The organism is Algoriphagus persicinus (genome assembly GCF_035156415.1).
GTDB classification, from domain to species: domain Bacteria; phylum Bacteroidota; class Bacteroidia; order Cytophagales; family Cyclobacteriaceae; genus Algoriphagus; species Algoriphagus persicinus.
This window is the reverse complement of the sequence record NZ_JAYEEY010000026.1, coordinates 17,353-42,749: the sequence shown is the minus strand read 5'-3', so window position 1 is coordinate 42,749 and position 25,397 is coordinate 17,353. Positions and strand designations below refer to the sequence as shown.

Below are 25,397 nucleotides of genomic sequence, written 5' to 3'. Positions count from 1 at the left end.
TCTGTATGGCCCAAGTTTTCTACAAATCTAGATTTCTTTACGAAAGTAGATGAGTGGTAAAGTAAATAGAGTTGTGGCTACGGTTGAGATACCTACGTAAGTGAGTGAGTGAGATATGTAAAAAACTAATCATTTTCATTTATCTTCAATCCATGATCACATTGACTCGCACAGACTCTTCCAATCCAGATTTTGTAGCTTTAGTAAAGCTGCTGGATGCCTATCTCGCAGAAAAAGATGGGCGTGACCATGATTATTACAATCAATTCAACACTATAGTTATGCTGAACCACGTGGTGGTTTGCTTAGAAGATGGGATTCCACTAGCATGCGGAGCAATCAAGGAATTTGATGCTGATGCTATGGAAGTGAAGCGGATGTTTACCTTACCAGAAGCCAGGGGGAAGGGCTTTGCTTCCCGTGTCTTGACGGAATTGGAAGACTGGGCTGCCGAACTGGGTTATACAAGCTGCGTACTTGAAACGGGCAAGAGGCAAGTGGAGGCGGTTGTCTTATATAAGAAGAAAGGCTACGCTATCATTCCAAATTATGCGCAATACATAGGAATTGAGAATAGTGTTTGTTTTCAGAAAGATTTGATATAGTAACTGGTAATTATTTCAGGATCTTGATTCCTACAGCTTCTATTCCAGGCAACTGGTCTTGACGCATGTACTGCAAGAGCGTTACGCTTTTGGTTTGCTTATCAAATAGGAAAGGAAGGGTGTCGTAGCGTGTGTAAGAACTACCAAATCCCTCACCGAGCGGTTCGCCAGATTTAGGATCGAATAGCAAGATATTTACCAGCTTATTATCCAAAATCACACCTGAAGAATCTTTACTGATCACTCTCATGTAGCAGTTAGAAAACGCATATTCCTCGTTAAACTTCACTGCCACCAGATTAGGGGAATTAATCAGTTCCACCTTCCCCAACTCGAAATTAAGGCTATCTGTGATGCCCCAATTTTGATTTGGTAGGCTTCGAAAATCCTCGTAAATCCGCCCGTCTGTACAAGCAGCAATTACAAGAAATAGTAGTATAAATAGGCAGTGCTGTACCTTATTCATTCTCTGGTTTAGTTGGATTTGGCCCTTGGTTTTTTCTTGGAGGGAATCTCTTCTTTCCTTGTGGTTTAGGCTTAGGATCTCCTGTGTTTGCATTCCCTGTATTCCCTGTATTCCCGTCATTGCCTTTTGGCTTTTGCACATTTTGCCTTTTTTGAGAGCCACTTGCTGCTTTTGGCTGCTGAGGTGGAGGCGATGCCTGACCAGCATTTGCTTCGGGATTTCTAGGCTTATTTCTGTTTTTGTTATTTCTTCGTTTTTTGGGCTGGTCTCCCGCGGGTCTCTGACTTTGAGGAGCGTTTTGCTGCTGAGGTTCAGCTTGATTAGGCTTTACATCAGAATTATTAGATGCTTGAGATGCTTGTTGATTTCTATTACCTCCAGCGTTTTTATTCTGTGGTCGTGGCTTTTTCTTGCGCTTTGGACTTGAATTAGCAAATTTCTTATCCAAAAGCTCCAGTTCCCGAGTTGATTTAGCTGCCAAATCTTCCATTTCTGAAGCTTCATTGTACCGAAGCGTAAAGACCTTTTTGCCGCTTTCATTGATCGCCTGGATCTCTTTCACCCGCTCGCAAGTGATGCTGTGCCAATCGTTGTCATTGTTGTAGCTGAACCACATGAGCTTACGGAAAATATCCGTCTTCTGAAGCTTAGCTGGGCCGGATTCTGTCTGCAATGGACGGTCGATGGCTGGGATATCTTTGATCGCATCCATGTAAGTATCCAATTCGTAATTGAGACAGCATTTCAGCCTTCCGCATTGACCACTCAGTTTCCCGGGATTCAGGGAAAGATTCTGATATCGTGCTGCAGAGGTACTCACATTTTTGAAGTCAACCAACCAGGTAGAACAGCAAAGCTCCCTACCGCAAACGCCTATTCCTCCGAGTCTTCCGGCTTCTTGTCTTAAGCTGATCTGACGCATTTCCACACGGATTCTAAACTCTCCTGCGAGTACCTTGATCAGTTCACGGAAATCAACACGGTCATCTGCCGAGTAGTAGAAAGTGGCTTTGGAATTATCTGACTGGTATTCTATGTCAGACATTTTCATTTTGAGCCCCAGTTCTTCTACAATTTGGCGACATCGATAGAGAGTAGGGATTTCCCGGTTTTGAGCCTCTCCCCATTTCTCCATGTCTTTTTGATTGGCGACACGGTATATTCTCAGTATTTCATCGTCATCCCTGATTTTCCTTTTCTGCATTTGAAGACGAACGAGTTCGCCCTGAAGTGATACGTGGCCAATGTGGTGTCCACTTGGGACGTCCACGACTACCGGATCACCGGTATTTAAACTGAGAAAATCTACGTTTCTATAGTATTCTTTTCTTCCTCCTTTGAATTTGACTTCGACAATATCAAATTTATCTACCTCGGGAATACCCATGTGAGATAGCCAATCGAAAACATTCATTTTATTACAATCACTTGTGCCGCAGCTGCCGTTACTTTGGCAGCCTCCGGTTCCTCCCGAGGAGGTTGAGCATGTGCTACATCCAGACATAATATATATACAGAGGTGACCCTCTTGGTTAGTTTTGGGTTTGATTACAATAAGTTCAGAATATCCATTCCGATATCCTTGCGGTAATAGGCCTGATCCCAGTGGATTTTCTTCACTGTCGTAAAAGCATGGTTAAGAGCTTCTTGCAATGACGCGCCTTTTCCGGTCACGGCGATTACCCGACCACCTAGATTGACTAATTCACCGTTTTCATTTCTGCCCGTTCCGGCATGGAAAATCTCCGCTCCAGAGATGGAATCAGGAAGTGAAATGATTTTCCCTTTTTCATAGGAGCCAGGGTATCCACCGCTCACCATGACCACAGTAGTGGCATATTCAGGAGAGATTTTCAGTTCGTATGCAGCTAGTGTCCCTGTACCAATGCCATACAGCAATGCCAAGAAATCACTCTCAATTCTAGGGAGCACGGCTTCTGTTTCTGGGTCACCCATGCGTACATTGTATTCAATCACCTGTGGTTCTCCATCTTTATTCATCAGACCTATGAATAGGAAACCTTTGTATGGAATATTCTCCTTCGTGAGACCTTCCACTGTAGGCTTTACTACCTTCTCTTCTACTTTGGCCATGAAAGCTTGGTCTGCGAAAATCACTGGGCTCACAGCACCCATGCCTCCGGTATTCAGTCCTGTATCGCCTTCTCCAATGCGTTTATAATCTTTTGCCTCCGGCAAAATCTTATAGCTTTTTCCATCGGTAGCCACGAATACGGAAAGTTCAATTCCAGTTAGAAACTCTTCGATCACCACCTTAGAGGAAGCTTCACCGAATTTCTGATCCAAAAGCATTTCCTTCAATGATGCTTTTGCTTCGGCCAGAGTCAGGCAGATCAGCACACCTTTGCCGGCGGCAAGTCCATCTGCCTTTAAAACGATAGGGAGACTTTGAGTGTCCAAATAGGCTAAACCAGCATCTAATTGATCTACAGTGAAGGTCTCGTACGCTGCAGTGGGGATATTGTTGCGCTGCATAAAGCGCTTAGAAAAGTCCTTACTTCCCTCCAGTGTAGCACCGAGTTGGGATGGACCAACGACTGGAATAGCTGCAGTTTCAGCTTGGTTTTGGAGGTAATCTACGATGCCTTTGACCAAAGGCTCTTCTGGCCCTACTACCACTAGGTTTATATACTTGGAAGCAATAAAATCTCGGATGGCGTCAAAATCAGTGATACTGATGTTCACATTGGTAGCTATACTTTCGGTGCCGGCATTGCCCGGAGCTACATATAAACGGGTACAATCGGTACTTTGTACGATCTTCCAGGCGAAGGCATGTTCTCTGCCTCCGCTTCCTAATAAGAGTATATTCATTGACTCAATTCAAGTTAATTCGCATGCTCAGAGATGAATTTGATCCGATAGACTCGCAGTTCATCTTCTGCAAAGTCTTCGTCTTCTAGTTCATCCAAAGCTGCTTTGATCTGATCACTCGAAGCATTCATGAAGTAGTCGTGGAGCATATCCTCCCGATCTTCATCCATGATGCGTTCTATGTAGTAATCTATATTTAGTTTAGTTCCGCTATAAATGATCTGCTCTATTTCATGGAGTAAATCACTCATACTCATATTGAGGTTTTCTGCGACCTCATCCAAGCCTACCTTGCGGTCGATCTGCTGGATTATTGATATTTTTACTTTAGACCTGGTTCCAGACGATTTGACTACCACATCTGAAGCGGTCTCGATCTCATTCTCCTCTACGTAGTTCTCAATTAATTTCAAGAATGAAGACCCGAATTTAACGACTTTTCCCATACCGACGCCAATGATTTGCGATAGCTCCTCTCGGGTGGTAGGATATAAAGTTGCCATTTCTTCCAAGGAAGGATCTTGGAAAATAACATAAGGAGGTAGCCCTTTTGAGCGTGCGATCTTTTTCCGCTCAGCTTTTAGCAGATCAAAGAGTTTCTCATCATAGGCTATGCCGGTAGTGATATCTATCTCTGCTTGGCCTGTTTGTTGTATTTCTGCTGCGAAATCGTGATCGTGATGGAGATCTAGCGCAAAGGGTGCATCGAGAAATGCTCTGCCTTTAGGCGTTAATTTCAGTACGCCATAATTTTCGATATCCTTCTCAAGCATATTCAATATCATCACTTGACGAATCACTCCGATCCAGGTTTTTTCAGAGTCTTCTTTACCCTTTCCAAAAACCGGCAATTTATTATGAGAATAGCTCAGAACGTAATCAGTCATTTCCCCTACGATTACTTTCACCAGATGCTCTAGACCAAAGCGCTCGTTGGTTTGTTTTGCTGCTTCTAGCACGGTACTTACCATAGCCATTCCTTCAAATGTCACACGATCACGCTTACAATTATCGCAAAAGCCACAATCATCATCCATTGTCTCTCCGAAGTAATTGAGGATAAATTTTCTTCTGCATACACCCGTCTCTGAGTAAGCGGCCATTTCTTGCAAGAGGATTCTGGCATTTTCCCGCTCAGTGACTGGTTTGTCCTTGTTGAATTTATCGAGCTTTACGATGTCTTCATATCTGTAAAACATGAGGCAATGTCCTTCCAAACCATCACGGCCGGCTCGGCCTGTTTCCTGATAGTATCCTTCCAGAGATTTTGGCACATCGTAGTGGATCACGTAGCGGACATCCGGCTTGTCAATTCCCATCCCAAATGCAATAGTAGCCACAATCACATCTAACTCCTCATTGAGGAAATCATCTTGCGTTTTGATTCTCACAGATGAGTCCAGTCCAGCGTGATATGGTGCGGCATTGACTTGGTTTACTTTGAGTAGCTGCGCAATTTCTTCTACTTTTTTCCGGCTTAGACAATAGATGATTCCAGATTTCCCTTTGTGTCCCTTGATGAATTTGATCAAATCCTTCTTTGAATCATTCTTTACTTTGGGGCGAATCTCATAGAAAAGGTTGGTTCTGTTGAAGGAGGACTTAAATAAGTCTGCCTCTTCCATCTGAAGATTGCGTTGGATGTCCTGCTGCACTTTTGGTGTAGCGGTAGCAGTCAATGCTATTATCGGTAGATTAGGAGCGATCTGAGCAATGATGGATTTGATTCTTCTGTATTCTGGCCTGAAATCATGTCCCCACTCAGAGATACAGTGGGCTTCATCAATAGCAACAAAGCTCAGCTGGGCAGACTTGAGAAATTCGACGTTTTCTTCTTTGGTCAATGACTCTGGAGCCACATAGAGAAGTTTGGTTTTCTTCTTGAGTACTTCACTTTTCACTCGGGTAGCTTCCGATTTATTCAAGGTTGAGTTCAGGAAATGGGCATTTATCCCCAACGCCTGCAACTGATCCACCTGATTTTTCATCAAAGCTATCAGAGGTGAGATGACTATAGCGGTACCTTCATTGATTACAGCAGGCAATTGGTAGCACAAAGATTTGCCAGCACCAGTGGGCATAATGACAAACGTATTTCGCTTATTAAGCAAATTATCGACGATCAATTCCTGATTTCCACGGAATTGACTAAATCCAAAGATTTTTTTAAGATCTGCTTTTACTTTTTCTTCCACTTGTTAGGGGGCTTAAAGGGTAACGAAAGCCTGTAAACAGGAATGATTTATTACATTTATACCCAGGTTCAAAATTAGTTATAAACCCAGGTAAAATTGAATTTAGCTAAAAATATTAGAAATACAGCCACGAGAGTATTGCAAAACGAGGCTCAGGCGGTGTTAAATCTTGTTGATTTTTTAGATGGTGATTTTGATGCATGTGTAGCGCATATTTTGATATCCAAAGGAAGAGTTGTGATTACTGGAGTGGGTAAAAGTGCCATCATAGCCAATAAAATAGTTGCAACGCTAAATTCTACGGGTACTCCGGCACTTTTCATGCATGCTGCAGATGCAATTCATGGTGATTTGGGGATGATTATGGAGGATGATATTGTTATTTGTATATCAAAAAGCGGGAATACCCCAGAGATTAAAGTGCTAGTTCCTTTGCTCAAAAAATTAGGAGTCAAACTGGTAGCTTTAGTGAGCAACACGAAAAGCTTTCTAGCAGAGCAGGCAGTTTATGTCTTGAATGCCACTATCAGTGAGGAAGCATGTCCTCATAATTTGGCTCCCACTACTAGCACGACAGCACATTTGGCACTTGGAGATGCCTTGGCAGTATGCCTGCTGGAAGCTAGAGGATTTACCTCCGAAGACTTTGCTAAATATCATCCTGGTGGATCTTTGGGCAAGCAGTTGTATCTTAGGGTGGGTGATGTGCTGGGAGGTAACGAAATCCCCGTGGTATCCGAAGATGCAGGGCTGGCTGAGGTAATACTTGAAATATCAGGAAAGAGACTTGGAGCCACCTCAGTAGTGGATGCGGACGGCAATTTGAAGGGGATTATAACTGATGGAGATTTACGGAGAATGCTTCAAAAATCACTGGATATTCGCTCACTGAAGGCTTCTGATATCATGACAGAGAATCCGAAATCAATTTCTACCCAAGAATACGCCATTAGAGCCTTGAATATGATGAAAAATTACAATATCACGCAACTCGTAGCGATGAATGGAGATAAAATCGCAGGTTTTGTCCATATTCATGAATTGATGAAAGAAGGAATTGTTTAATTATTGACATGCACGATAAACCCTATATTCTAATTATGGCTGGAGGCATTGGCTCCCGATTTTGGCCATATAGTCGCAGAAAACGGCCAAAGCAATTTTTGGATATCCTAGGGACAGGCCGTTCACTGCTGCAAATGACCTATGATAGGTTCACGGATATCGCCGATCCTGAGCAATTTGTGGTCATTACGTATAGAAAATACCTTGCACTAGTCAAGGAGCAAATACCGCAACTGAAGGATCATCAGATTCTAACAGAACCATTACGAAAAAATACTGCTACCTGTATTGCCTATGCTACCTATAGTATTCATTCAAAAGATCCGAAAGCTGTCATAATCGTCACTCCGGCAGACCATTTGATTTTGCAGGAGAAGAAGTTCGCTCGTACACTTAAGAGGGCTATAGAAGCGGCCGATGATGGGAAATTAATAACGCTTGGCATCACCCCAAATAGACCAGAAACAGGCTATGGTTATATCCAATACATCGAAAAGGAAGGGGCAGATACTTTCCGTGTAAAGACATTTATCGAAAAGCCAAATTCAAAACTGGCAAGGACATTTTTGGATAGCGGTGATTTCGTCTGGAATTCTGGCATGTTCGTATGGAAAGCAGAGAGCCTGATTCAGGCTTTTGAAGAGCACATGCCAGATATGGCTGAGGTGTTTGAAGAAGGTAGAAATATCTATGGTACAGATGAAGAGGCGGGCTTTGTATCCAATGCCTATGCTCAAATGAAAAACATATCGATTGATTATGGAATCATGGAAAAATCGAGTCAGGTTTATGTGATTCTGGGTGATTTCGGCTGGTCAGACTTGGGATCTTGGAATAGTCTGTATGACTTAAGAGAAAAGGATGAAAACAATAATGTGGTAGATGCAAATGCAATTCTATTCGATACTGAAAATAGTTACATAAAAGTAAATGGAGATAAGCTGGTGGTTGTGCAGGGGCTTGAAAATTACCTTGTGAACGAGACCGATAATGTACTGCTGATCTGCAAACTTGATGCGGAGAAGAAATTCCGTGAGTTTGTGTCAAATGCAAAAAAGAAAGGGGAAGACTTTATCTAAAACCTCCCCCTTTCATTAGTTTTTTCGCTGCCTGATAGCTTCGTAAATCGCCACTCCGGCAGATACGGAGACATTTAAACTTTCAATTCTCCCCGCCATTGGGATTTTGACTTTTTCATCCACGATACCCATGAGTTCGGTAGAAATACCGTCTTCCTCGGATCCCATGACCATGGCTACCGGTACAGAAAAATCTACTTCATACATCGTTTTCTCCGTTTTCTCTGTGATGGCTACTAATACCAACCCCGATTTCTGCAGATCTCTGCAGGTATAAAAAAGATTTCGCACACGTACTACCGGAAGGAAATTCAATGCTCCTACAGAAGTTTTGATTGCGTCAGAGTTGATCTGTGCGCTCCCTTTCTCAGGGATTACTATCGCATCTACTCCTGCACATTCTGCCGTTCGGGCGATAGCGCCAAAGTTTCTTACATCGGTGATTCTGTCAAGAATCAGGATCAAAGGAGACTTGCCTACATTAAAGCAGCTTTCGATCACATGATCCAAAGAAGCGTATTCTATCGAAGACATCTGAGCTACTACCCCCTGATGATTTTTACGCGTGATTCTGTTCAGTTTTGCCTCAGGGACACGAACTACAGGGATTTTCTCAGCCTTGCATAGCTGCAGCAGCTCTTTGATCAGGTCATTGTTGATTTCCTTCTGAACCAACACCTTGTCAATGTCTTTGCCGGCATGGATTGATTCCATGACCGCCCTGGTGCCAAAAATAAAATCTTTTTCGTGTTCGCCTTTTTCAATCAAAAAGCCATCTTTCCGCTTCTCCATATGGATATATTTTTGAACCAAACCGGCTGATATGCACGGGAGCGATTCAAGGTGTAATAGTGTGGGCTAAGTATGTTTTTAACCCGCGCAAAGGTAAAGCGAATTCTTGAACTCTCATTAGTTCCCCCATAACTCCACACTTCTCTGTCCAAATAAAAGTTGACTTCCTGAGGTGGCCCCATTACGATATAGACCATGCCTTTGTCAGTTTTCCATCCTTCCTTGAAGTCTGTAAATAGAATATTGGCAAATTCTACCTGCCGGAAATACTCACGGATAAGTTCTTTTGCTGTAGCTGGATTCCTGGTTAATCCTATCCAGTAATTGTCTAGCGCCTTCTTTTTGTCTTCGGCAGCCAAAAGTTCTTCATGTTCTTTTCGCGTGGAAATGTAGGTGACCATATTCACCATTTCATCCCAATCTTTCACCTTTGGGAATGATTCATGTGTAGTTTTCAGTACCAGGCCCGTCCGACCGGTAGTATCACTTTGGATAAAATAGTATCCAATTTGATCTAATGCTTTAGGGATATTTTCTAAGAAATCTCCTTCATCTATCACTTGTAATTCTCTAGGAACTGCTGCTGGCTTGGTTTCCATAGGCGGATAAGGGACTTCCAGGCTGATTGGATAGTAAAATCCATGAAGAGTTGGGCCTCCGGTAGATTTGAAAAGCAATGATTCTCCTACATTTAGGTAGTTTTGGTCGAAGCCTACATTATTGGCATAATAGGCACCGAAGTCAGGGGTATCAAATACAAAACTGCTTTTGAGGTCAGTAGAAAAATGATATTCATCTCCTTGCCTGGTGTCCAACGCAGTAAATAATGCAATAGAAGTTTCGGTACTAGTTGGGATTTCAATTGACTTTTCAAATACCCAATGCCTGTCAGTGTTATATTTTAAATCATCTGAAGTTAATATGGATGTGTTATCCGAGAGAATTTCCTGATCGTAACTATCCAACATGGAGTAAGTGAAGCTAAAGGAATTGAATTCCGGATTATCTTCGATTTTTTCTACCTGAAACTGTAGCCTAAAACTCGTCTCGGATTCTTTAATTGGGATAATCTTAAGCGACAGTCTTGAGTATCTCGAATAGCGAAGTGTCTGATTTAGACTACTTAATGTCTTCTGCGCTAGGGTGGGTAATATAGTGCCTGTGAAGAGGATCAAAAAAATCAGGAGTCGGCTTGTTTTACAGTTCATTGGGTGTTGATCTCGGGTTTTCAAAATTAACCTTACTTTTGCCAAAATAGTAAATTTTTGTATGGCTACCTATACAACGGAAATCGCGTCTGACAAGTTGGTCAGTGACAATCCTATTCATAAACGCTTGCTCAAAGCATACATTGCTGCGCAGCCCTGGATTTCTGGCAAATTGCTGGAAGTGGGCTGTGGTGAAGGCCGTGGTGTGGAGACACTTTTGCCTTTGGCAGAAAGTTATCTCGGATTGGATAAGATTCAGGAAGTAATCGATGAGTTGAAAGTTAAATTCCCAAAAGTAGAGTTTCAGCAGGCTGTAATTCCTCCATTTAAAGGAATAGCGGACAATTCTTTCGATACCATCGTGAGCTTTCAGGTGATAGAGCACATTTCTGATGACCGATTGTTCTTGGAAGAAATCTATCGGGTATTGAAGCCAGGAGGAAAAGCGCTTATTTCTACTCCTAATATCAACCACACCCTATCACGTAATCCCTGGCATGAGCGTGAATACACTCCTCAGCAATTGAGTGATTTATGTTCATCCATTTTTGACTCGGTAGAGGCAAAAGGAGTGGGAGGAAATGAGAAAGTGTGGGCATACCATGAGGCCAACCGCAAGTCGGTGCAAAAAATCATGCGCTTCGATATTTTTGATTTGCAACATAAGTTACCAGCAGCTTTACTGCGAATACCCTATGAGATTCTTAATCGCATGAACAGAGATAAGCTGCATCAGCAACAAGGGGAAAGTGTGGTGGAGATCACACATGAGGATTACCCAATGGAGGATGATCCAGAGATGGGCTTGGATTTGTTTTATATTTTACGAAAGCAGTAGAACTACAGGGAATAGGTTTTTTAGTCAAAAAAGGCAGCTTTTAAGCCTGAAATTATCATGTTTGTTCCGATGATGGCAATGATCAACCCCATGATTTTTCCGATCACGACGATCAGGTTTTTCCCTAATCGCTTCACAATCTTATCTCCCAATTCAAATGCTATATGGGTCATTAAGCATAGCACGGCAAACACAGCAATCACAATGAGGATATTAATGTAATCGCCCTGGGAGGCAAAGTTCATCGCAGTTACTATTGTCCCCGGGCCAGCCAAAATCGGAATTGCCAAAGGGGAAATGGCAATGTTCTCTTCTGTTTCAGGATCTTTAATGTGCTTGACACTGGATTTTTTGGATTGAAGCATCTCAAAACCCACAAAGAAAATCAGAATACCGCCCGTGATTTTGAAAGCAGGAATGGTGATCCCGAAGATTTCAAAAATGAATTTCCCCAGCAATACAAAAACGACTACAATAATAAATGCCGTAAATGTCGCCCTTTTACTGATACTTCTTTTGGTGGCTTTATCCAAGTCATCCGTCAGAGAAGCAAAAATAGGCACGTTTGCAATCGGGTTCATGATCGCGAAAAGGCCTGTAAAAACGGAGAGCGTGAAAGCTAGGATGTTATCCATGAATGAAGGTTGATCTTCTGAATTAGCTAAGATTTGCGAAGGTATCGATATCTTCTTTTAGAATGAAAAGAACCTCAGATTTATCATTTAACGTTGTCATATCTTGGGTTTTAGGATCTTGGGTTTTGAAACAATTTTCTAACCCTCACCAAATTTAGTGTAGGGTTTTTACTGATTTAAATTCCAAAAAAGGGAGAATTATATTTCCTAATGGCATCTCATAAATAGAGTTTAGCTCTGATTTCAGTGCTTTTAGTAAGATTTCCAACTACAATTTTGTCATTTATTTTCGCCAATCTATCTTGTTAGGAAATTGAGATTTATGAAGAATTTTTTACTGGTGCTCCTTTTCGCAGGCTTGGTAGCTTGCGGTGAAAAAACACAGGAAACACATGAAACTGGCTATATCCCAGAATTGGTGATTAAAGATAGTTTGGTGATTGATAATCTGACCCAATTAGCATTTATTGATGTTAAAGAAGATCATTTGGAATATCTATTTTATGATTTTAAGACCAGCGAATTCTTTAGAGTAGATAAATCCGGAGAAATAGTTCTCAAAGCTAATCGCAGTGAAGACGGGAAGGATAGTTATAAGTCTAGGTACTTTTCTACGGCTCACTACATGAAGGATGACCGGATTTTAGTACTTACCCATGGTCTCGCATCCATTTATGATCTTGATTTTAATTTGATTGATTCGAAAAAAGTTGATTTTGAATTGGTTTCCCGTACTGTAGGAGGAAGCAGGGCTGCACTTACATCTGGTGTGTATTTGTACACTTTTTCCCTAGATATTACTGGGGATGCCCAGGATATATTCGAATCTGAAGAATTTAGTATTGCATATCCATTTATGACCGTTCGAGATATTAATTCCCTAGATACCTTATACACGGCATATATTCCAAAAGAGTCACAATTGGCTATCAATCCCGGTCAATACAATAATTTAGATCCAATTGTTAAAATTGTGGAAGAACAGATGTATGTACTTTTTCCCAATTCTCCAGAAATGTATGTCTATAAGTTTCCGGAATTGAAGCTGAAAACTTACTGGGAATTGAACCCAGGAGATAATTACAAACAAATAAAACCCAGTAATAAGGACATTGGACTGGATGGATTCTTTCAAGCGTTAGCTGCCTCCGAATACAAAGGATTTAGTTTTTCCAATGGGTATTTGATCACTATATATGAAGGTGGCGCTCCTCAGCATGAAATTGACGTATTACCCAATAGAACCGTGGGAAGTCCTGAATTCAATGAATTAGTAAAAAAGTACAAGTCAGCTTATTATTACCAGATTTTCAAAGACAATGAAAAGCTATGGCAAGGGAATCTGAATGTCAATCTCAAGTCAGTTCGTGATGTGCTGTATTCTGATGCCAAGCCAGGTGAAGATCCTGAAGCAGTTGAAAAGGATATGCAGACCTATTATTTTTATGAATTGAAGTAAACCCATTCTAAAAATTAGCTGTGATTTTTTCAAACATTCTCCTTCCTATTTAGCTTTTATACTAAAGCGGTTAACTATGAAAGGAAAGAACATAGTCATCATCGGGGGAAATTCAGGGATCGGAAAATCGGTGTCTGAGCTCACCGAAAAAGGGGGAGCAAATTTGTATCTCTATTCTAGAAGTGGTGAAGGAAATCATCAAATCGATGTAACAGATGGCTCTTCAGAATTGCAGGATTTGCCTGAGGTAATTGATGGCTTGGTTTATTGTCCAGGATCTATCAATCTGAGACCGTTTCACAGGATTTCCATGGAGGATTTTAAGTCAGAAATGGATATTAATTTTTTTGGAGCTGTCACCACGCTCCAGACCTGCCTGAAAAATCTAAAAAAATCCAATCATGCATCGGTGGTATTATACAGTACAGTTGCGGTGCAGACAGGAATGGGTTTTCATGCTGGTATTGCTTCAGCAAAGGGTGCAGTGGAAGGGTTGGTGCGATCGCTAGCGGCAGAGTGGGCACCAAACAGTATCAGGGTAAATGCCATTGCTCCGTCTTTGACAGATACGCCGCTGGCAAGACAACTGGTAAGCTCGGATGAAAAACGAGCCGCCTCTGACAAGAGACATCCTTTGGGGCGAATAGGAACGCCACAGGATATTGCTGAAGCTACCTGTTTTCTGCTAGATGATAAATCCTCTTGGATCACAGGCCAGATACTCCATGTAGATGGTGGAATGTCATCTTTGAAATAGGAGAACAATCTTCCAATTTAAATCTTCTATAAATCAATCGACATATCAGTTGACTTTCCATGAGGTAGTTGCTTAGCTTTATATATGAAGCATTTATTACTTATTGGGTTAATTTCCCTAGTATTCTTCTTTTCCTGCTCTAGGCCTGAGTCTAATTCTTCTTTCATTAACACGGTCAATGGCTGGATTCCTATCGATTCCATGGGGATTACTTTGATTCATGAGCATATGCTGGTGGATTTTATTGGAGCCGATTCTGTTTCTCCAGAGCGATATAATCGAGAAGAAGTGATTGCCAAAGTTTTACCGTATTTGCTGGAAGTGAAGAAGTACGGGGTGAAAACAATTTTTGACTGTACGCCTTCTTACTTGGCCAAAGATCCAATGTTGCTTAAAAAACTCAGTGAGCAATCCGGAATACAAATCATCACAAATACAGGATTTTACGGAGCGGTGGATAATAAGTACCTACCGGACTTTGCTTTTAATGAAACTGCCGAGGAGTTGGCAGATCGCTGGATTGAAGAGTTTGAAAATGGAATAGGAGATACTGAAATCAAACCTGGCTTTATCAAGATATCTGTAAACGAAGAAAAACCGCTTCGGGAAATCGATGCGAAGTTGGTCAAAGCAGCTGGAATTACCCATCAGAAAACCGGATTGCAAATAGCTTCTCACACTGGCATCTGGGCTACGGCAAGTCAGGAAGTGGTAATTTTGCAGGAAATGGGGATCGAACCTTCCGCATTTGTATGGGTTCATGCACAGGCTGAGCAGGATTTTCAGAATTACTTCGAAGCTGCTAAACTAGGCGTTTGGATTAGCCTAGATGGGATTGGTTGGAGCGTGGATGAATACGTGGATCGCCTGCTTTTTGCCAAGGAAAATGGATTCTTGAACCAAGTGCTGATTTCCCACGATGCAGGATGGTATGATCCGGCCAAACCCAATGGTGGAGAATTTCAGCCATTTACCAATATTTTTGAAAAGCTTATGCCAGCATTAAATGTAAAGGGATTTACAGCATCAGATTGGGAAATTCTGTTGGTGGAAAATCCGAAGCGAGCTTTCGGGATTGATTAAAAAGCAATCATTCCTTTGTGAGTGTCATCACTATCGAGAATCACTTATACTTTCTTCCAATTTGAGTGAGGAAACCCGCACGGGTGTTTTGAACCTCATCTAATCCCTAAAGCGTCAATATGATCGTCTGATAAACTGCTTCCAATTTCTGCTTTGCCAAAGAAATGGAATCCTCTAATCCTTGATTGGATTCTGCAGAAAGATCCTTGATAGAATCCAAAGACTTCAGATACCAATCTTTCCATGTCTTGAGAATTAACTTCTGTTCAGCTGCATCCTCTCCGTTGTTTATGGCTTTTTTGCTTAAAATACTTTCGATCTGTAAGCGGGCAGTTGCTTTACCTAGTATCAATTGCGAAACCTCGTCTCCCGTCTGCTCATCAGCATTCAATAAAGTAAATGCAGAAACCAAAGCAGCTGTTCCTACATTTTGCATGGTTTTTTGGGACACTTTATCCAAGCGGTCATTATCAGTGTGATAGAACTGATCGGTAAAGTGCCAAAGCAAAAGTCCCGGAATATCCGCCTGAAGGAATGGGGTATGATCAGAACCTCCTTCAAAAGGATTGGTTTTTACCACCCAGTCAGCATATTCGCCCTGAGCTTCAAAGTTGGTCAAGATAAAGTCGTTTAAATAGTGCGGTTTCATTTGCTTTACGGTCATGGACGAGCCACCCCATTCACTGTGCTTGTCCTCGCCGCGTGTCCAGATGGCACTTGGGTCAGGCATTTTTTCGATGAGAAATGTTCCACCAGTGAGGTCAGTATTTTCTCCCACCATATCCAAGGAAATGCCCCAGTTGATTTTTGCATCACGCCTTTCTTTTTCCTCGATATATCTTCTTGTAGAAATTATTTCATCTCCCCAGAGAAAGGTCAGCGTGCGCTTCAGATCAAGCTTTCCTTGCTGGATCAAATCTGCTGTGATTGCAGCCATTTCCAGTTGCGTACCCACTCCGGTAGCATTGTCATTTGCTCCAGGCTCTTGGATATGCGCTGAAAATACCAGGCTTTCCAAAGGCAAGTCAGAACCTTTTACATTTGCAACTATGGTAAGTTCTTCAGATTCATAAATCTTGGTTTCTGCTTTCACTAACAATTCTACTTTGCCTTTTGCTAATTTCGCTTTCAGTTTTTCTTTGGCTTCGAAAGAAAGCGCAATTGCCCAAGTAGGATTATTCACGTCGTGCTTCATACCTCGAAACTGGATGGAAGTGACGTTTTTCTCAGGTTTCAAATAGGCAGGCATATCGTAAGTCAGCACGCCCAAAGCACCCTTCTTATTTACAGCAGCCTGTAAAGTCCTGTAGCCCACCTGATCCGAGAATAGAATTTTTCCAGCTACATCAAGTGAAGAAAGAGCCTTCTTGCTTTCTATATAAAACACTTCTGCACTAATTCCCTCAGATGGAGTGGAGGAGGAGTATTGATAAATCATATTGCGGTTGGTCTCCGATGAAAGTAGATTTTCATTGGAACCAACTATTTTCAAAGAAGCAGAAACTGGCTCCCAAGTGGGTTGCCTCATATCCCGGGTTTCGATTCTAAAGGTGAATCGATCTGCCTCCGTAGCTTTTTCTTCCAATACATAACCAGCTGCTTCCAGCTGCTCGGCAATACGAAATACGGTATTGTTAAATCCGGTATTTCCTGCGATTCTCCAGTATTTCTCCACAAAAGCTACTGTTTCATAAGCCAAATCACCCTTGAATTCTGGTCTTACGAGCTTAAAATATGGGTCGTTAACTTTTTGAAGAGGAACCTTTTGAGCAAAAGCACTGCTGGCTAAGAAGAGAAAAAAGATCGGGAGAATAGCTTTTGATTTCATACTGAAAAGGTGAATTCAAGTTGGTTTAATGATGCTAGATACTATAATACTTACTGAAATGAATAACCGTTGGAGGATTCGGGGTTTTGAATCTTCTATTTCGAATTAGATTGCCTGTCATTCCGAGCTCCCGTCTGAAGCTGAGCAGGGAGTCGAGAACTAAAAAGTGTAAATGGCTTCGACTTCGCTCAGCCTGACTACTTACAACCTTCAAACTATAAAACCTTACAACCTTTCAACTCTTTACAACTTTCAAGTCCCCAAAATCTTCCAATCCGCCACAGCAAACAAGTTTTTTCAATTTTCCAATTTTCAAATCTCTTCTAACCAAACATTATTCGGTAAAATTTATAAGAACACTTCCTCATTTTAACTGACCTGCTTACCTTTGCGCATGGCAGAACAAATCTTGATCCTTGATTTCGGTTCTCAGTACACGCAACTCATCGCCCGACGAGTTAGAGAGCTGAATGTTTATTGTGAAATCCACCCTTATAATAAAGTCCCAGAGATCACCTCCGATATCAAAGGAGTGATACTTTCAGGTTCCCCTTGCTCGGTAAGAGAGGCGGGTTCTCCTGATTTGGATTTGGATGTTTTGCGAGGCAAACTTCCTCTTTTGGGGGTTTGTTACGGAGCCCAACTATTAGCTCAGAAATACGGAGGAGAAGTGCTACCCTCTGAGATCAGAGAGTATGGCCGAGCTAATTTGAGTCACATCGATACGCATTACGACCTGCTCAAGGAAATGAGTCACGGTTCACAAGTTTGGATGTCTCATGGAGATACGATCAAGAATTTACCTGATCATTTTGAAGTGATCGCCAGCACTGACTCTGTTCGCGTGGCTGCTTTCAAAATCCAGCATGAAGAAACTTACGGAATTCAATTCCATCCTGAAGTAACTCATTCTACTGAGGGGAAGAATCTCCTTAGAAATTTTGTGGTAGGTATCTGCGGCTGTGCCCAAGATTGGACTTCCGATGTTTTCATAGATGCTAGTATTGCTGACCTGAAAGCGAAAATTGGCTCGGATAAAGTGGTAATGGGGCTTTCAGGCGGAGTGGATTCTTCTGTAGCTGCTACGCTGATTCACCGTGCGATTGGCACTCAGCTCATCTGTGTGTTTGTAGATAATGGCTTGCTTCGCAAAAATGAATTCGAAGAAGTTCTAGAATCATACAAGCACATGGGGTTAAATGTGATTGGCGTAGATGCCAAGCAGAAATTCTATGATGCTTTGGTAGGTGTGACTGATCCTGAAGCAAAGAGGAAAGCTATTGGAAATGCTTTTATAGAGGTTTTTGATGAAGAATCAAATAAACTCGAAGGGGTAAAATGGCTTGGACAAGGCACAATTTATCCAGATGTGATCGAATCAATCTCTGTAAAAGGGCCTTCTGCTACCATCAAATCTCACCATAATGTGGGCGGATTGCCTGACTTTATGAAGCTTTCTGTGGTGGAGCCGTTGAATACGCTTTTCAAAGATGAGGTACGTGAAGTAGGTAGAGCGCTGGAGATTGTAGAAACTATTATAGGAAGACATCCATTCCCGGGGCCGGGGCTTGGAATCCGTATTTTGGGGGATGTCACCGCCGAAAAAGTGAAGACACTTCAGGAGGTGGATCATATTTTCATCAAAGGCTTGAAGGATTCTGGACTATACGACCAGGTGTGGCAAGCAGGAGCTATGCTTCTCCCAATCCAGTCTGTAGGAGTGATGGGGGATGAGCGTACTTACGAGAAAGTAGTCGCACTGAGAGCTGTAGGTTCGGTAGATGGCATGACTGCTGACTGGATTCATCTTCCGTATGAGTTCTTGGGTAAAATCTCCAATGACATAATCAATAAAGTGAAAGGCGTTAATCGTGTCGTCTACGATATTTCCTCCAAGCCACCAGCTACAATTGAGTGGGAATAGAAGAATTTTACATTTCCTTTTTTAAAAAACAGCGAAGGAATCTGGCCTTTTACATTCATATTAAAAAACCCGAAGAATTTCTTCGGGTTTTTACTTTATGAGGCTTTTCGGCCTGAACTTTGGGTTTGGAAATAATGGGTTAAATTTGCAAACCCTTTTGATGTTTGATTCACCTCGATATAATGAAAAAATTTCTTTTAGCAATTCCGGTATTTTTCATCTTGAGCTTCGCTTTCGCTCAAATTCCTACCCCGGAGGCTTATCGCAAGGCTCAGTCCGAACTTGCTGCCAAAAATTACTGGGAGGCGATTCCTCTTTTCAAGCAATTTACTGATCCAAAAGCGTATGGTAATTTAGCGAATTATGCAGCTTTTCATTTGGGAGAAGCAGCTCTAGGTGCCAATCAACCAGCACAGGCTATAGCCGCTCTGGAGCCAATAGTAGCCGGTAATTGGGCTAAATCTGATCAGGCCAAATATCTTTTGGCTATTTCATATTTCAGAAATCAACAATACGTAGAAGCGCTACAGCTCATCAAAAAAATCAAAGATGAGGTTATAATGGTAATGGCTGAAAATGCCACATACGAAAATTTAAAGCAGGTGAGTGTAAGCTTTATGATTGCCAATCTTTCTGAGTTCAAAGAGAATAAAGGCTATGGTGAAGCGCTTAAGCGGGTTTTGGAAAGCCAGAGCATTCTGTCTGCCACTGAACGGGATGCTTACTATGAGTTGCAGGGAAAGGCAAATGAAGGCACAAATGTGGTGAAAGATCAGGTGTTGGATATCGTGGTGATTTTACCTTTTACCAATTCCTCCCGTTCAAATTTGTCTAGTATTCCCCAAAGTGATTTTGTCTTTGAATTGTACCAAGGATTGAAATATGGCGTAGAGCAATTAAAGCTACAAGGGATTCAGGTCAAGATGTTGACTTTTGACTCGAAGAGAGATATTGCACACCTACAAAACCTGCTAACTGATCCAGCTATTGCTTCTGCGGATATTATTGTAGGCCCGATTTATCCCGAAGAGGCTGATTTGGTAAGTAGTTTTGCGGAAACAGCAAGAATTCCGTTTGTTCATCCTCTTTCGAACTTAGGAGAAAGATTTGAAGAGTTGAATTACAGTTATCTGTTTAGACCTTCGGTAAGTTCTATTGCCAATGGGATTGTGAATAGTTTGAGAAAGCAGAATTGGGGCAAGAGGGTAGCGATTGGATACAGCGGTAGCTCCCGGGATGAGATGCTGGCGGTAATGCTGCAGGAGCAATTAGGAAGAGCAGGGTTCCAGCTGGTGAGATTTGAGCAAATAAATCCGAAAAGTGTTAGTGGGTTTTTGCAAGGATTGGGGATTAGGAGAGGAGATACAAGCATGTCTGTAGATCAGATTATTTTGCTGTCGGACGATCCATCCATTGCACAGCCTGCTTTTTCATTATTAGAGTCCATTACTGCTTCTATTCCGACATTAGTTATGGATTCCTGGTTGGGCTTTAATTTTGCCAATTATGAAATGCTGGAGTTTCCAAATTTCTATTTTATTGGTAATAATACCCTAAGTTTCTATGGAGAGCCTATGCAGCAATTCCGAAATAAATTTTATGATAAGTACCTGAGTTTTCCGAGTATGAATACTGCCCTTGGAGCTGAATTGGTCAGTTGGCTGTCTTCTAATATGTCTGATACCAAAGGCTTTGACCTAAGAAGAAATCTCGACCAGAAAGCCTTCCAAGCAGGTAAATTGACTTGGGGATTTAACTTCCAAGGCACCCACAATAATCAATATGTACCTCTGTTCACTTTAGAAGCGGGGGAATTGAAACCTTTAGATTAACCAATGAATATTTCTAAGAGTAAGGCTCTTTTTGCAAAAGCCCAAAATTTCATACCAGGTGGGGTAAACTCCCCCGTTCGTGCCTTTAAAGCTGTAGGTGGAGAACCACTTTTTATCAAAAAAGCTGATGGCGCTTCGTTGTACGACGAGGATGGAAATCAATTTATCGAATTGATCAATAGTTGGGGGCCAATGCTTTTGGGTCATAATCACCCGAAAGTCAAAGAGGCGGTGATCAAGGCAATGGAAGACGGTACTTCCTTCGGGGCTCCGACAGCAAGAGAAGTAGAAATTGCGGAGCTGATTGTAAGTATGGTTCCTTCCATCGAGAAAGTCCGCATGGTGAATTCAGGCACAGAGGCGACTATGTCTGCCATCCGAGTTGCAAGAGGCTATACCGGTCGTGATAAGTTCATCAAAATGGAAGGCCATTACCACGGCCATGGGGACTCTTTTCTAATTGCTGCCGGTTCGGGAGCGATGACTATGGGTGATCCTGATTCTCCGGGAGTAACCAAAGGAACTGCAAAAGACACCTTGATTTCTCCCTATAATGACTTGGAGGCTATAGAAAAACTAATTGCTGCAAATCCGGGTGAAATAGCTGCATTGATATTAGAACCTGTTCCGGGAAATATGGGGCTTTGTCTTCCAAAGGAAGGGTATCTCCAAGGATTACGGGATATCTGTACCAGAGAAGGGATAATATTGATCTTCGATGAGGTAATGACAGGTTTCCGTCTGGCAAAGGGTGGCGCTCAAGAAGTTTTCGGAGTTACTCCAGATATGTGCACTTTAGGGAAAATCATCGGTGGAGGTATGCCGGTAGGAGCCTATGGAGGAAAGAGAGAAATAATGGAGTTTGTCTCTCCCGCAGGCCCGGTTTATCAAGCAGGAACACTTTCTGGGAATCCGATCGCTATGGCAGCTGGATTGACAATGCTAAAACATCTAAATGAAGATTCTGAAGTCTATGCGGAGTTAAATCATATTGGGAAGAAATTAACCGAGGGCATAAAAAGTATCAATCGGGAATTAGGATTGGACTATGCTGTGAATAGCTTGGGAAGCATGTATTCCTTGTTTTTCACAGATAAGCCGGTGTTTGATTTTGAAAGTGCAAAGACTGCTGATACTGCTTTATTTGGGAAATATTTCCAGGCAATGCTGAATCGGGGAGTTTATTTGGCACCAAGCCAGTTTGAAAGTTTGTTCTTGTCAACTGCACTGAAAGATGAACTGATCGATCAGATTCTAGTTGCTCATAAGGAAGCGATGGTTGAAATATTGGGATTATAATAGATTGAGTCTAGCATAAAAATTAAGTAAAATGTCTATCAAAGTTTACGGAATCAAGAATTGCAACACGATGAAGAAGACCTTCGATTTCCTAGCGGAAAAAGAAGTGGAGTATGACTTTATCGATTATAAAAAGCAGAAGCCTGATGCTGCACTTTTAGAAGGTTTTTTGGAGAAAACTGATCTTGCTTCTCTGGTGAATAAGAAAGGAACGACTTACCGAAAAATGACTGATGACCAGAAATCAGCCCTCGAGAATGAGGAAACGGCGATCCCTATCCTGGAAGAAAACTCAAGTATGATCAAACGACCTGTGATTGTTTACAGAAATGGAAGCCTGACTTTGGGTTTTGATCCGGAGGCAATTGAGAGGTATTTGAGGTAAGAATCTAATATGTTTTTGTCTCCCGCAACGGCGCAAAGGCGCAATGGTTTAAAGTTGCTGTTTGATATTATGAAGCTTTATTAACGGATTTTGAATCCAACTATAAATTCTTCTAAGTTTCAAACCTCAAAAAAAGAAATTGCGCCTTTGCGCCTTGGCGGGAGACTTACTTTTCAATAAACAATAGTATCCGAAGCCAAAGGAGGCAAGCTGAGATTGCCGGTTTCCAAGTGAAAGCTAAATTGGGAGGAACTACCTGAATCAGCTGCAGGCGTTTCAAAAGCAAATACTTTTTCTAGTGTGGGATGGCCGTCAAGAGATGCGAACTTGTCAAAAGTGACCCTGGTATTAGTAATATAAAGTAACTTCAAGTTTTTGTTTTCGGTTAATTTCTCCAAACTCGAACCTTCGATAGGAGTTTGATTGAGTTTCAAAACAGTCAGGTTTGGAAGTGTAGCAATTTGCGCCAAAACAGCATCGGTAATCGCCGTACCCGTCAGATCCAAGTAAACAATCTGGTCTTTAGCAGACTGAAGCAAATGCCATTCTGAATCCGAAAATGCAGGAAAATTGATACAACTGATCTTCAAGAATGGAGAGCCCATCTTCACTATTTCGGCGAAGAAACCTTGATCTCTGAGTTTGGAAATTGAATCCTGTGGAAGCTTAGGTGCCTCAACAACAGGGTAAAATGGTTTCTCATCCTTTTTGAAGAATGGCTCCACCAAACTTACGCTTAGTGCTGATTCACCTAGTTTGGAGCTTTCAGATGAGCCAGATTCGATCCAGGCTTTGATCAATTCAATTTCTTCTTTTCTGGGCTGTCGCTTATCCTTGGGAGGCATATGGTCATCATGATCTTCTGGTAAAACCAAGCGCGTAACTAGTTCGCTTTTTTCAGGATGTCCGGTTTCCAATACTAATCCATCCTCACCACCTTTTTGGATCCCTTTGAAAGAACTCAGATCTAATTCTCCTTTGAGTCTCTTGGGATTATGGCAACTCTTGCAGTTATGATCCAAAATGGGTTGGATTGCGCCAGTGTAGAATTCCACTTCTTCCCAGTTATTAGCGGGGAGTTCTAGAGGTTCAGTAGTGCTTAGTTCCACACCAAGAAAAGCTTGTAGTTCTAGCGGTAAAACTTCGGTGAAATAATCATCACCATGAGTGATATTTCCGCCCAGATGTCCGGTCAAGATCAAAATCACTAAAATCATAGCCCCTTTGAGTTTCAATTGTGCGGGAGATGCAACTGATTTTTTCAAGTGGTACCAAAGGCCAAATGAAAGTAAGGTGGTGATGATTCCTAAAATTAAATGAAATTTGACTGTGTCCCAGCCATAGCCCTCGTTTTGATATTGAAGAAAACCGCTGATACTGGCCAAAAGGGCAGCAATTCCACCAAGAAGAAATCCCAATTCGATAATAGGCGAATAGGCTGAATACTTCTTTCCAGCCCAAAAAATCAGGATTACTCCAAATACTATAAAGCCAATCGGCAAGTGAACCAAAATCGGATGAAATCGCCCGAATAATGGTAAGATAAAATCAATCATTTAGTCTGATTGTCTTTTTAAGATTCCTGCTTTCATAGACTGCATGTTATTAAGCTAGTATTTTATTGATCAATTCACCTTCCACATCAGTCAATCGGAAAGGACGGCCTTGGAAATCATAGGTGAACTGCTCATGGTCAAAACCCATCAAATGTAGAATAGTGGCATGGATATCATGAACCGAAACTTTATCCTCAATCCCTGAAAACCCAAAATCATCCGTTCTGCCAAAAATCACTCCTGGCTTGATACCGCCACCTGCCATCCACATGGTAAAGGCATCCCCATGATGATCTCTGCCAAGGAAACTTTGTGTTTTGCCTTCTCGGTTCTCCTGCATAGGTGTTCTGCCAAATTCTCCTCCCCAGACCACCAGAGTGTCTTCTAGCAATCCTCTTTGTTTCAAATCGAGCAGCAATGCAGAAACCGGTCTATCCATTTCACGGCATTTATTTCTTAGACCCATGTCAATCGATCCGTCATGATCTGTACCATGCGTATCCCAGCCCCAATCATATAACTGGACAAAACGGACACCTTTTTCCACTAGTTTCCTAGCGAGCAGGCAGTTGTTTGCAAGGGATTCCGTTCCGGGTTTGGTTCCATATAGCTGGTGAACAGATTCCGGTTCATCATTGATATTCATAACCTCCGGTACTTCTATCTGCATGCGGTAAGCCATTTCATACTGGTTGATTCTAGCGAGAATCTCAGGGTCGCCATAGGCATCAAACTCCTCTTTATTCGCAGTGTTAATCGCATCGATGACGTTTTTCTTCAGATTTCGGGTCATTCCTTCTGGATCATCCAGGTACAGGACCGGGTCTCCTTTTGATCTGCACTGCACCCCTTGATAGACGGAAGGCAAAAAGCCACTTCCCCAAACGCTTTTGCCTGCATCAGGAGTTTTTCCTCCTGAAGTAAGCACGACAAAGCCAGGGAGATTTTGATTCTCTGTTCCCAATCCATAAGTCACCCAACTACCTAAACTTGGACGGCCAAGTCTTGCACTTCCAGTTTGCATCAAGAGTTGAGCTGGGCCATGATTAAATTGATCTGTATGCACGGCTTTTAAAAAGGAAACTTCATCTGCTAATTTTTGGAAATGCGGCATGTAATCTGAAATCCATGCACCAGACTCTCCATGTTGAGAAAAATTAGCTTGAGGGCCAAGAAGATTAGGCACTCCGCGGATGAAAGCAAATTTCTTTCCTTCTAATAGTGACTGAGGGCAAGGTTGATTGTGGTATTTTGCCAGCTCCGGCTTATAATCAAATAGCTCCAACTGCGAAGGTGCACCAGCCATGTGGAGGTAAATGATTGATTTTGCTTTAGCGCCGAAAGGTGGAGGAAGGGGAGAAAGTGGATTTAGATCCCGCTGACTTAGATTTAATCCCGGAGATCCTATGGTTGAATCTGAACCACATCCAAATAAGAGTGGAGCCATCGCGAGACCGCCAACTTTAGAGACGCAGTCCATCAGGAAATGTCTTCTTGTTTGTTTCTCCAGCTTTTGCTGAGCAAACCCTAGGAGCATTCTATCGAGACTTTTCATT

Annotated in this window: 21 protein-coding genes; 11 read left to right on the top strand and 10 right to left on the bottom strand. The window is 42.0% G+C overall.

Features of this window, described 5'->3' with window-relative positions; genetic code table 11:
* The first annotated feature begins 152 nt into the window (after nucleotides 1–152).
* Nucleotides 153–605 (top strand): GNAT family N-acetyltransferase, encoded by a 453-nt coding sequence (locus tag U3A58_RS17745; RefSeq protein WP_323825738.1) that lies wholly within the window; start codon nucleotides 153–155, stop codon nucleotides 603–605.
* Between the two features lie 10 nt (nucleotides 606–615).
* Here U3A58_RS17745 and U3A58_RS17740 read toward each other — a convergent pair whose 3' ends face one another.
* The 4 genes from U3A58_RS17740 to recQ all read right to left on the bottom strand — a co-directional run bounded on the left by U3A58_RS17740 (nucleotide 616) and on the right by recQ (nucleotide 6,101).
* Nucleotides 616–1,071, bottom strand: a complete 456-nt coding sequence (locus U3A58_RS17740; RefSeq protein ID WP_323825736.1) for a gliding motility lipoprotein GldH — start codon at nucleotides 1,069–1,071, stop codon at nucleotides 616–618.
* Entirely contained in the window at nucleotides 1,064–2,485 is a 1,422-nt protein-coding gene (locus U3A58_RS17735) for a regulatory iron-sulfur-containing complex subunit RicT (protein ID WP_323825734.1), read from the bottom strand. Before U3A58_RS17735 ends, U3A58_RS17740 begins: the two co-directional genes overlap by 8 nt.
* A gap of 134 nt (nucleotides 2,486–2,619) precedes the next feature.
* Entirely contained in the window at nucleotides 2,620–3,906 is a 1,287-nt protein-coding gene (purD, locus tag U3A58_RS17730) for a phosphoribosylamine--glycine ligase (RefSeq protein ID WP_323825732.1), read from the bottom strand.
* 14 nt (nucleotides 3,907–3,920) lie between these two features.
* The gene (gene recQ, locus U3A58_RS17725; protein WP_323825730.1) at nucleotides 3,921–6,101 is read right to left on the bottom strand and encodes a DNA helicase RecQ; all 2,181 of its coding nucleotides are present in this window, start codon (nucleotides 6,099–6,101) and stop codon (nucleotides 3,921–3,923) included.
* 96 nt (nucleotides 6,102–6,197) lie between these two features.
* Here recQ and U3A58_RS17720 point away from each other — a divergent pair, with 96 nt between their 5' ends.
* On the top strand, nucleotides 6,198–7,166 hold the full coding sequence (locus tag U3A58_RS17720; RefSeq protein WP_323825728.1) for a KpsF/GutQ family sugar-phosphate isomerase: 969 nt from the start codon (nucleotides 6,198–6,200) through the stop codon (nucleotides 7,164–7,166).
* Nucleotides 7,167–7,174: 8 nt separating this feature from the next.
* The gene (locus U3A58_RS17715) at nucleotides 7,175–8,245 is read left to right on the top strand and encodes a mannose-1-phosphate guanylyltransferase (RefSeq protein WP_323825726.1); all 1,071 of its coding nucleotides are present in this window, start codon (nucleotides 7,175–7,177) and stop codon (nucleotides 8,243–8,245) included.
* Nucleotides 8,246–8,260: 15 nt separating this feature from the next.
* Here the strand turns inward: U3A58_RS17715 and rlmB are convergent, their stop codons facing one another.
* Nucleotides 8,261–9,037, bottom strand: coding sequence for a 23S rRNA (guanosine(2251)-2'-O)-methyltransferase RlmB (rlmB, locus tag U3A58_RS17710; RefSeq protein ID WP_323825724.1), 777 nt, complete (start codon nucleotides 9,035–9,037; stop codon nucleotides 8,261–8,263).
* Nucleotides 9,010–10,245 carry a GWxTD domain-containing protein gene (locus U3A58_RS17705; RefSeq protein WP_323825722.1) on the bottom strand — a complete coding sequence of 412 codons (1,236 nt, stop codon included), beginning with the start codon at nucleotides 10,243–10,245 and terminating at the stop codon, nucleotides 9,010–9,012. The genes rlmB and U3A58_RS17705 overlap by 28 nt, the downstream gene beginning before the upstream one ends.
* Nucleotides 10,246–10,306: 61 nt before the next feature.
* On the opposite strand from U3A58_RS17705, the gene U3A58_RS17700 reads away from it, so the two are divergent.
* The gene (locus U3A58_RS17700) at nucleotides 10,307–11,083 is read left to right on the top strand and encodes a class I SAM-dependent methyltransferase (protein ID WP_323825720.1); all 777 of its coding nucleotides are present in this window, start codon (nucleotides 10,307–10,309) and stop codon (nucleotides 11,081–11,083) included.
* Between the two features lie 20 nt (nucleotides 11,084–11,103).
* On the opposite strand, the gene U3A58_RS17695 is transcribed toward U3A58_RS17700, so the two are convergent.
* The gene (locus tag U3A58_RS17695; RefSeq protein ID WP_323825718.1) at nucleotides 11,104–11,718 is read right to left on the bottom strand and encodes a MarC family protein; all 615 of its coding nucleotides are present in this window, start codon (nucleotides 11,716–11,718) and stop codon (nucleotides 11,104–11,106) included.
* Between the two features lie 322 nt (nucleotides 11,719–12,040).
* Between U3A58_RS17695 and U3A58_RS17690 the strand changes: the two genes are divergently transcribed.
* The 3 genes from U3A58_RS17690 (at nucleotide 12,041) to U3A58_RS17680 (ending at nucleotide 15,017) form a co-directional block, all read left to right on the top strand.
* The gene (locus U3A58_RS17690; protein WP_323825716.1) at nucleotides 12,041–13,177 is read left to right on the top strand and encodes a hypothetical protein; all 1,137 of its coding nucleotides are present in this window, start codon (nucleotides 12,041–12,043) and stop codon (nucleotides 13,175–13,177) included.
* A gap of 76 nt (nucleotides 13,178–13,253) precedes the next feature.
* A complete protein-coding gene (locus tag U3A58_RS17685) occupies nucleotides 13,254–13,934 on the top strand; it encodes an SDR family NAD(P)-dependent oxidoreductase (RefSeq protein ID WP_323825714.1) in 681 nt (226 codons plus the stop codon).
* Between the two features lie 84 nt (nucleotides 13,935–14,018).
* Nucleotides 14,019–15,017 carry a phosphotriesterase family protein gene (locus U3A58_RS17680; protein ID WP_323825712.1) on the top strand — a complete coding sequence of 333 codons (999 nt, stop codon included), beginning with the start codon at nucleotides 14,019–14,021 and terminating at the stop codon, nucleotides 15,015–15,017.
* Nucleotides 15,018–15,123: 106 nt separating this feature from the next.
* On the opposite strand, the gene U3A58_RS17675 is transcribed toward U3A58_RS17680, so the two are convergent.
* Nucleotides 15,124–16,845, bottom strand: a complete 1,722-nt coding sequence (locus U3A58_RS17675; RefSeq protein WP_323825710.1) for a M28 family peptidase — start codon at nucleotides 16,843–16,845, stop codon at nucleotides 15,124–15,126.
* Nucleotides 16,846–17,239: 394 nt separating this feature from the next.
* Between U3A58_RS17675 and guaA the strand changes: the two genes are divergently transcribed.
* The 4 genes from guaA to U3A58_RS17655 all read left to right on the top strand — a co-directional run bounded on the left by guaA (nucleotide 17,240) and on the right by U3A58_RS17655 (nucleotide 22,285).
* Nucleotides 17,240–18,769, top strand: coding sequence for a glutamine-hydrolyzing GMP synthase (guaA, locus tag U3A58_RS17670; RefSeq protein ID WP_323825708.1), 1,530 nt, complete (start codon nucleotides 17,240–17,242; stop codon nucleotides 18,767–18,769).
* A 182-nt stretch (nucleotides 18,770–18,951) separates the two neighbouring features.
* Entirely contained in the window at nucleotides 18,952–20,601 is a 1,650-nt protein-coding gene (locus U3A58_RS17665) for an amino acid ABC transporter substrate-binding protein (protein ID WP_323825706.1), read from the top strand.
* A gap of 3 nt (nucleotides 20,602–20,604) precedes the next feature.
* Entirely contained in the window at nucleotides 20,605–21,900 is a 1,296-nt protein-coding gene (gene hemL / locus U3A58_RS17660) for a glutamate-1-semialdehyde 2,1-aminomutase (protein ID WP_323825704.1), read from the top strand.
* A gap of 31 nt (nucleotides 21,901–21,931) precedes the next feature.
* Nucleotides 21,932–22,285, top strand: coding sequence for a Spx/MgsR family RNA polymerase-binding regulatory protein (locus U3A58_RS17655; protein ID WP_323825702.1), 354 nt, complete (start codon nucleotides 21,932–21,934; stop codon nucleotides 22,283–22,285).
* 173 nt (nucleotides 22,286–22,458) lie between these two features.
* On the opposite strand, the gene U3A58_RS17650 is transcribed toward U3A58_RS17655, so the two are convergent.
* The gene (locus U3A58_RS17650) at nucleotides 22,459–23,841 is read right to left on the bottom strand and encodes a c-type cytochrome domain-containing protein (protein WP_323825700.1); all 1,383 of its coding nucleotides are present in this window, start codon (nucleotides 23,839–23,841) and stop codon (nucleotides 22,459–22,461) included.
* A 49-nt stretch (nucleotides 23,842–23,890) separates the two neighbouring features.
* A complete protein-coding gene (locus U3A58_RS17645) occupies nucleotides 23,891–25,396 on the bottom strand; it encodes a DUF1501 domain-containing protein (protein WP_323825698.1) in 1,506 nt (501 codons plus the stop codon).
* Nucleotide 25,397 lies beyond the last annotated feature (1 nt).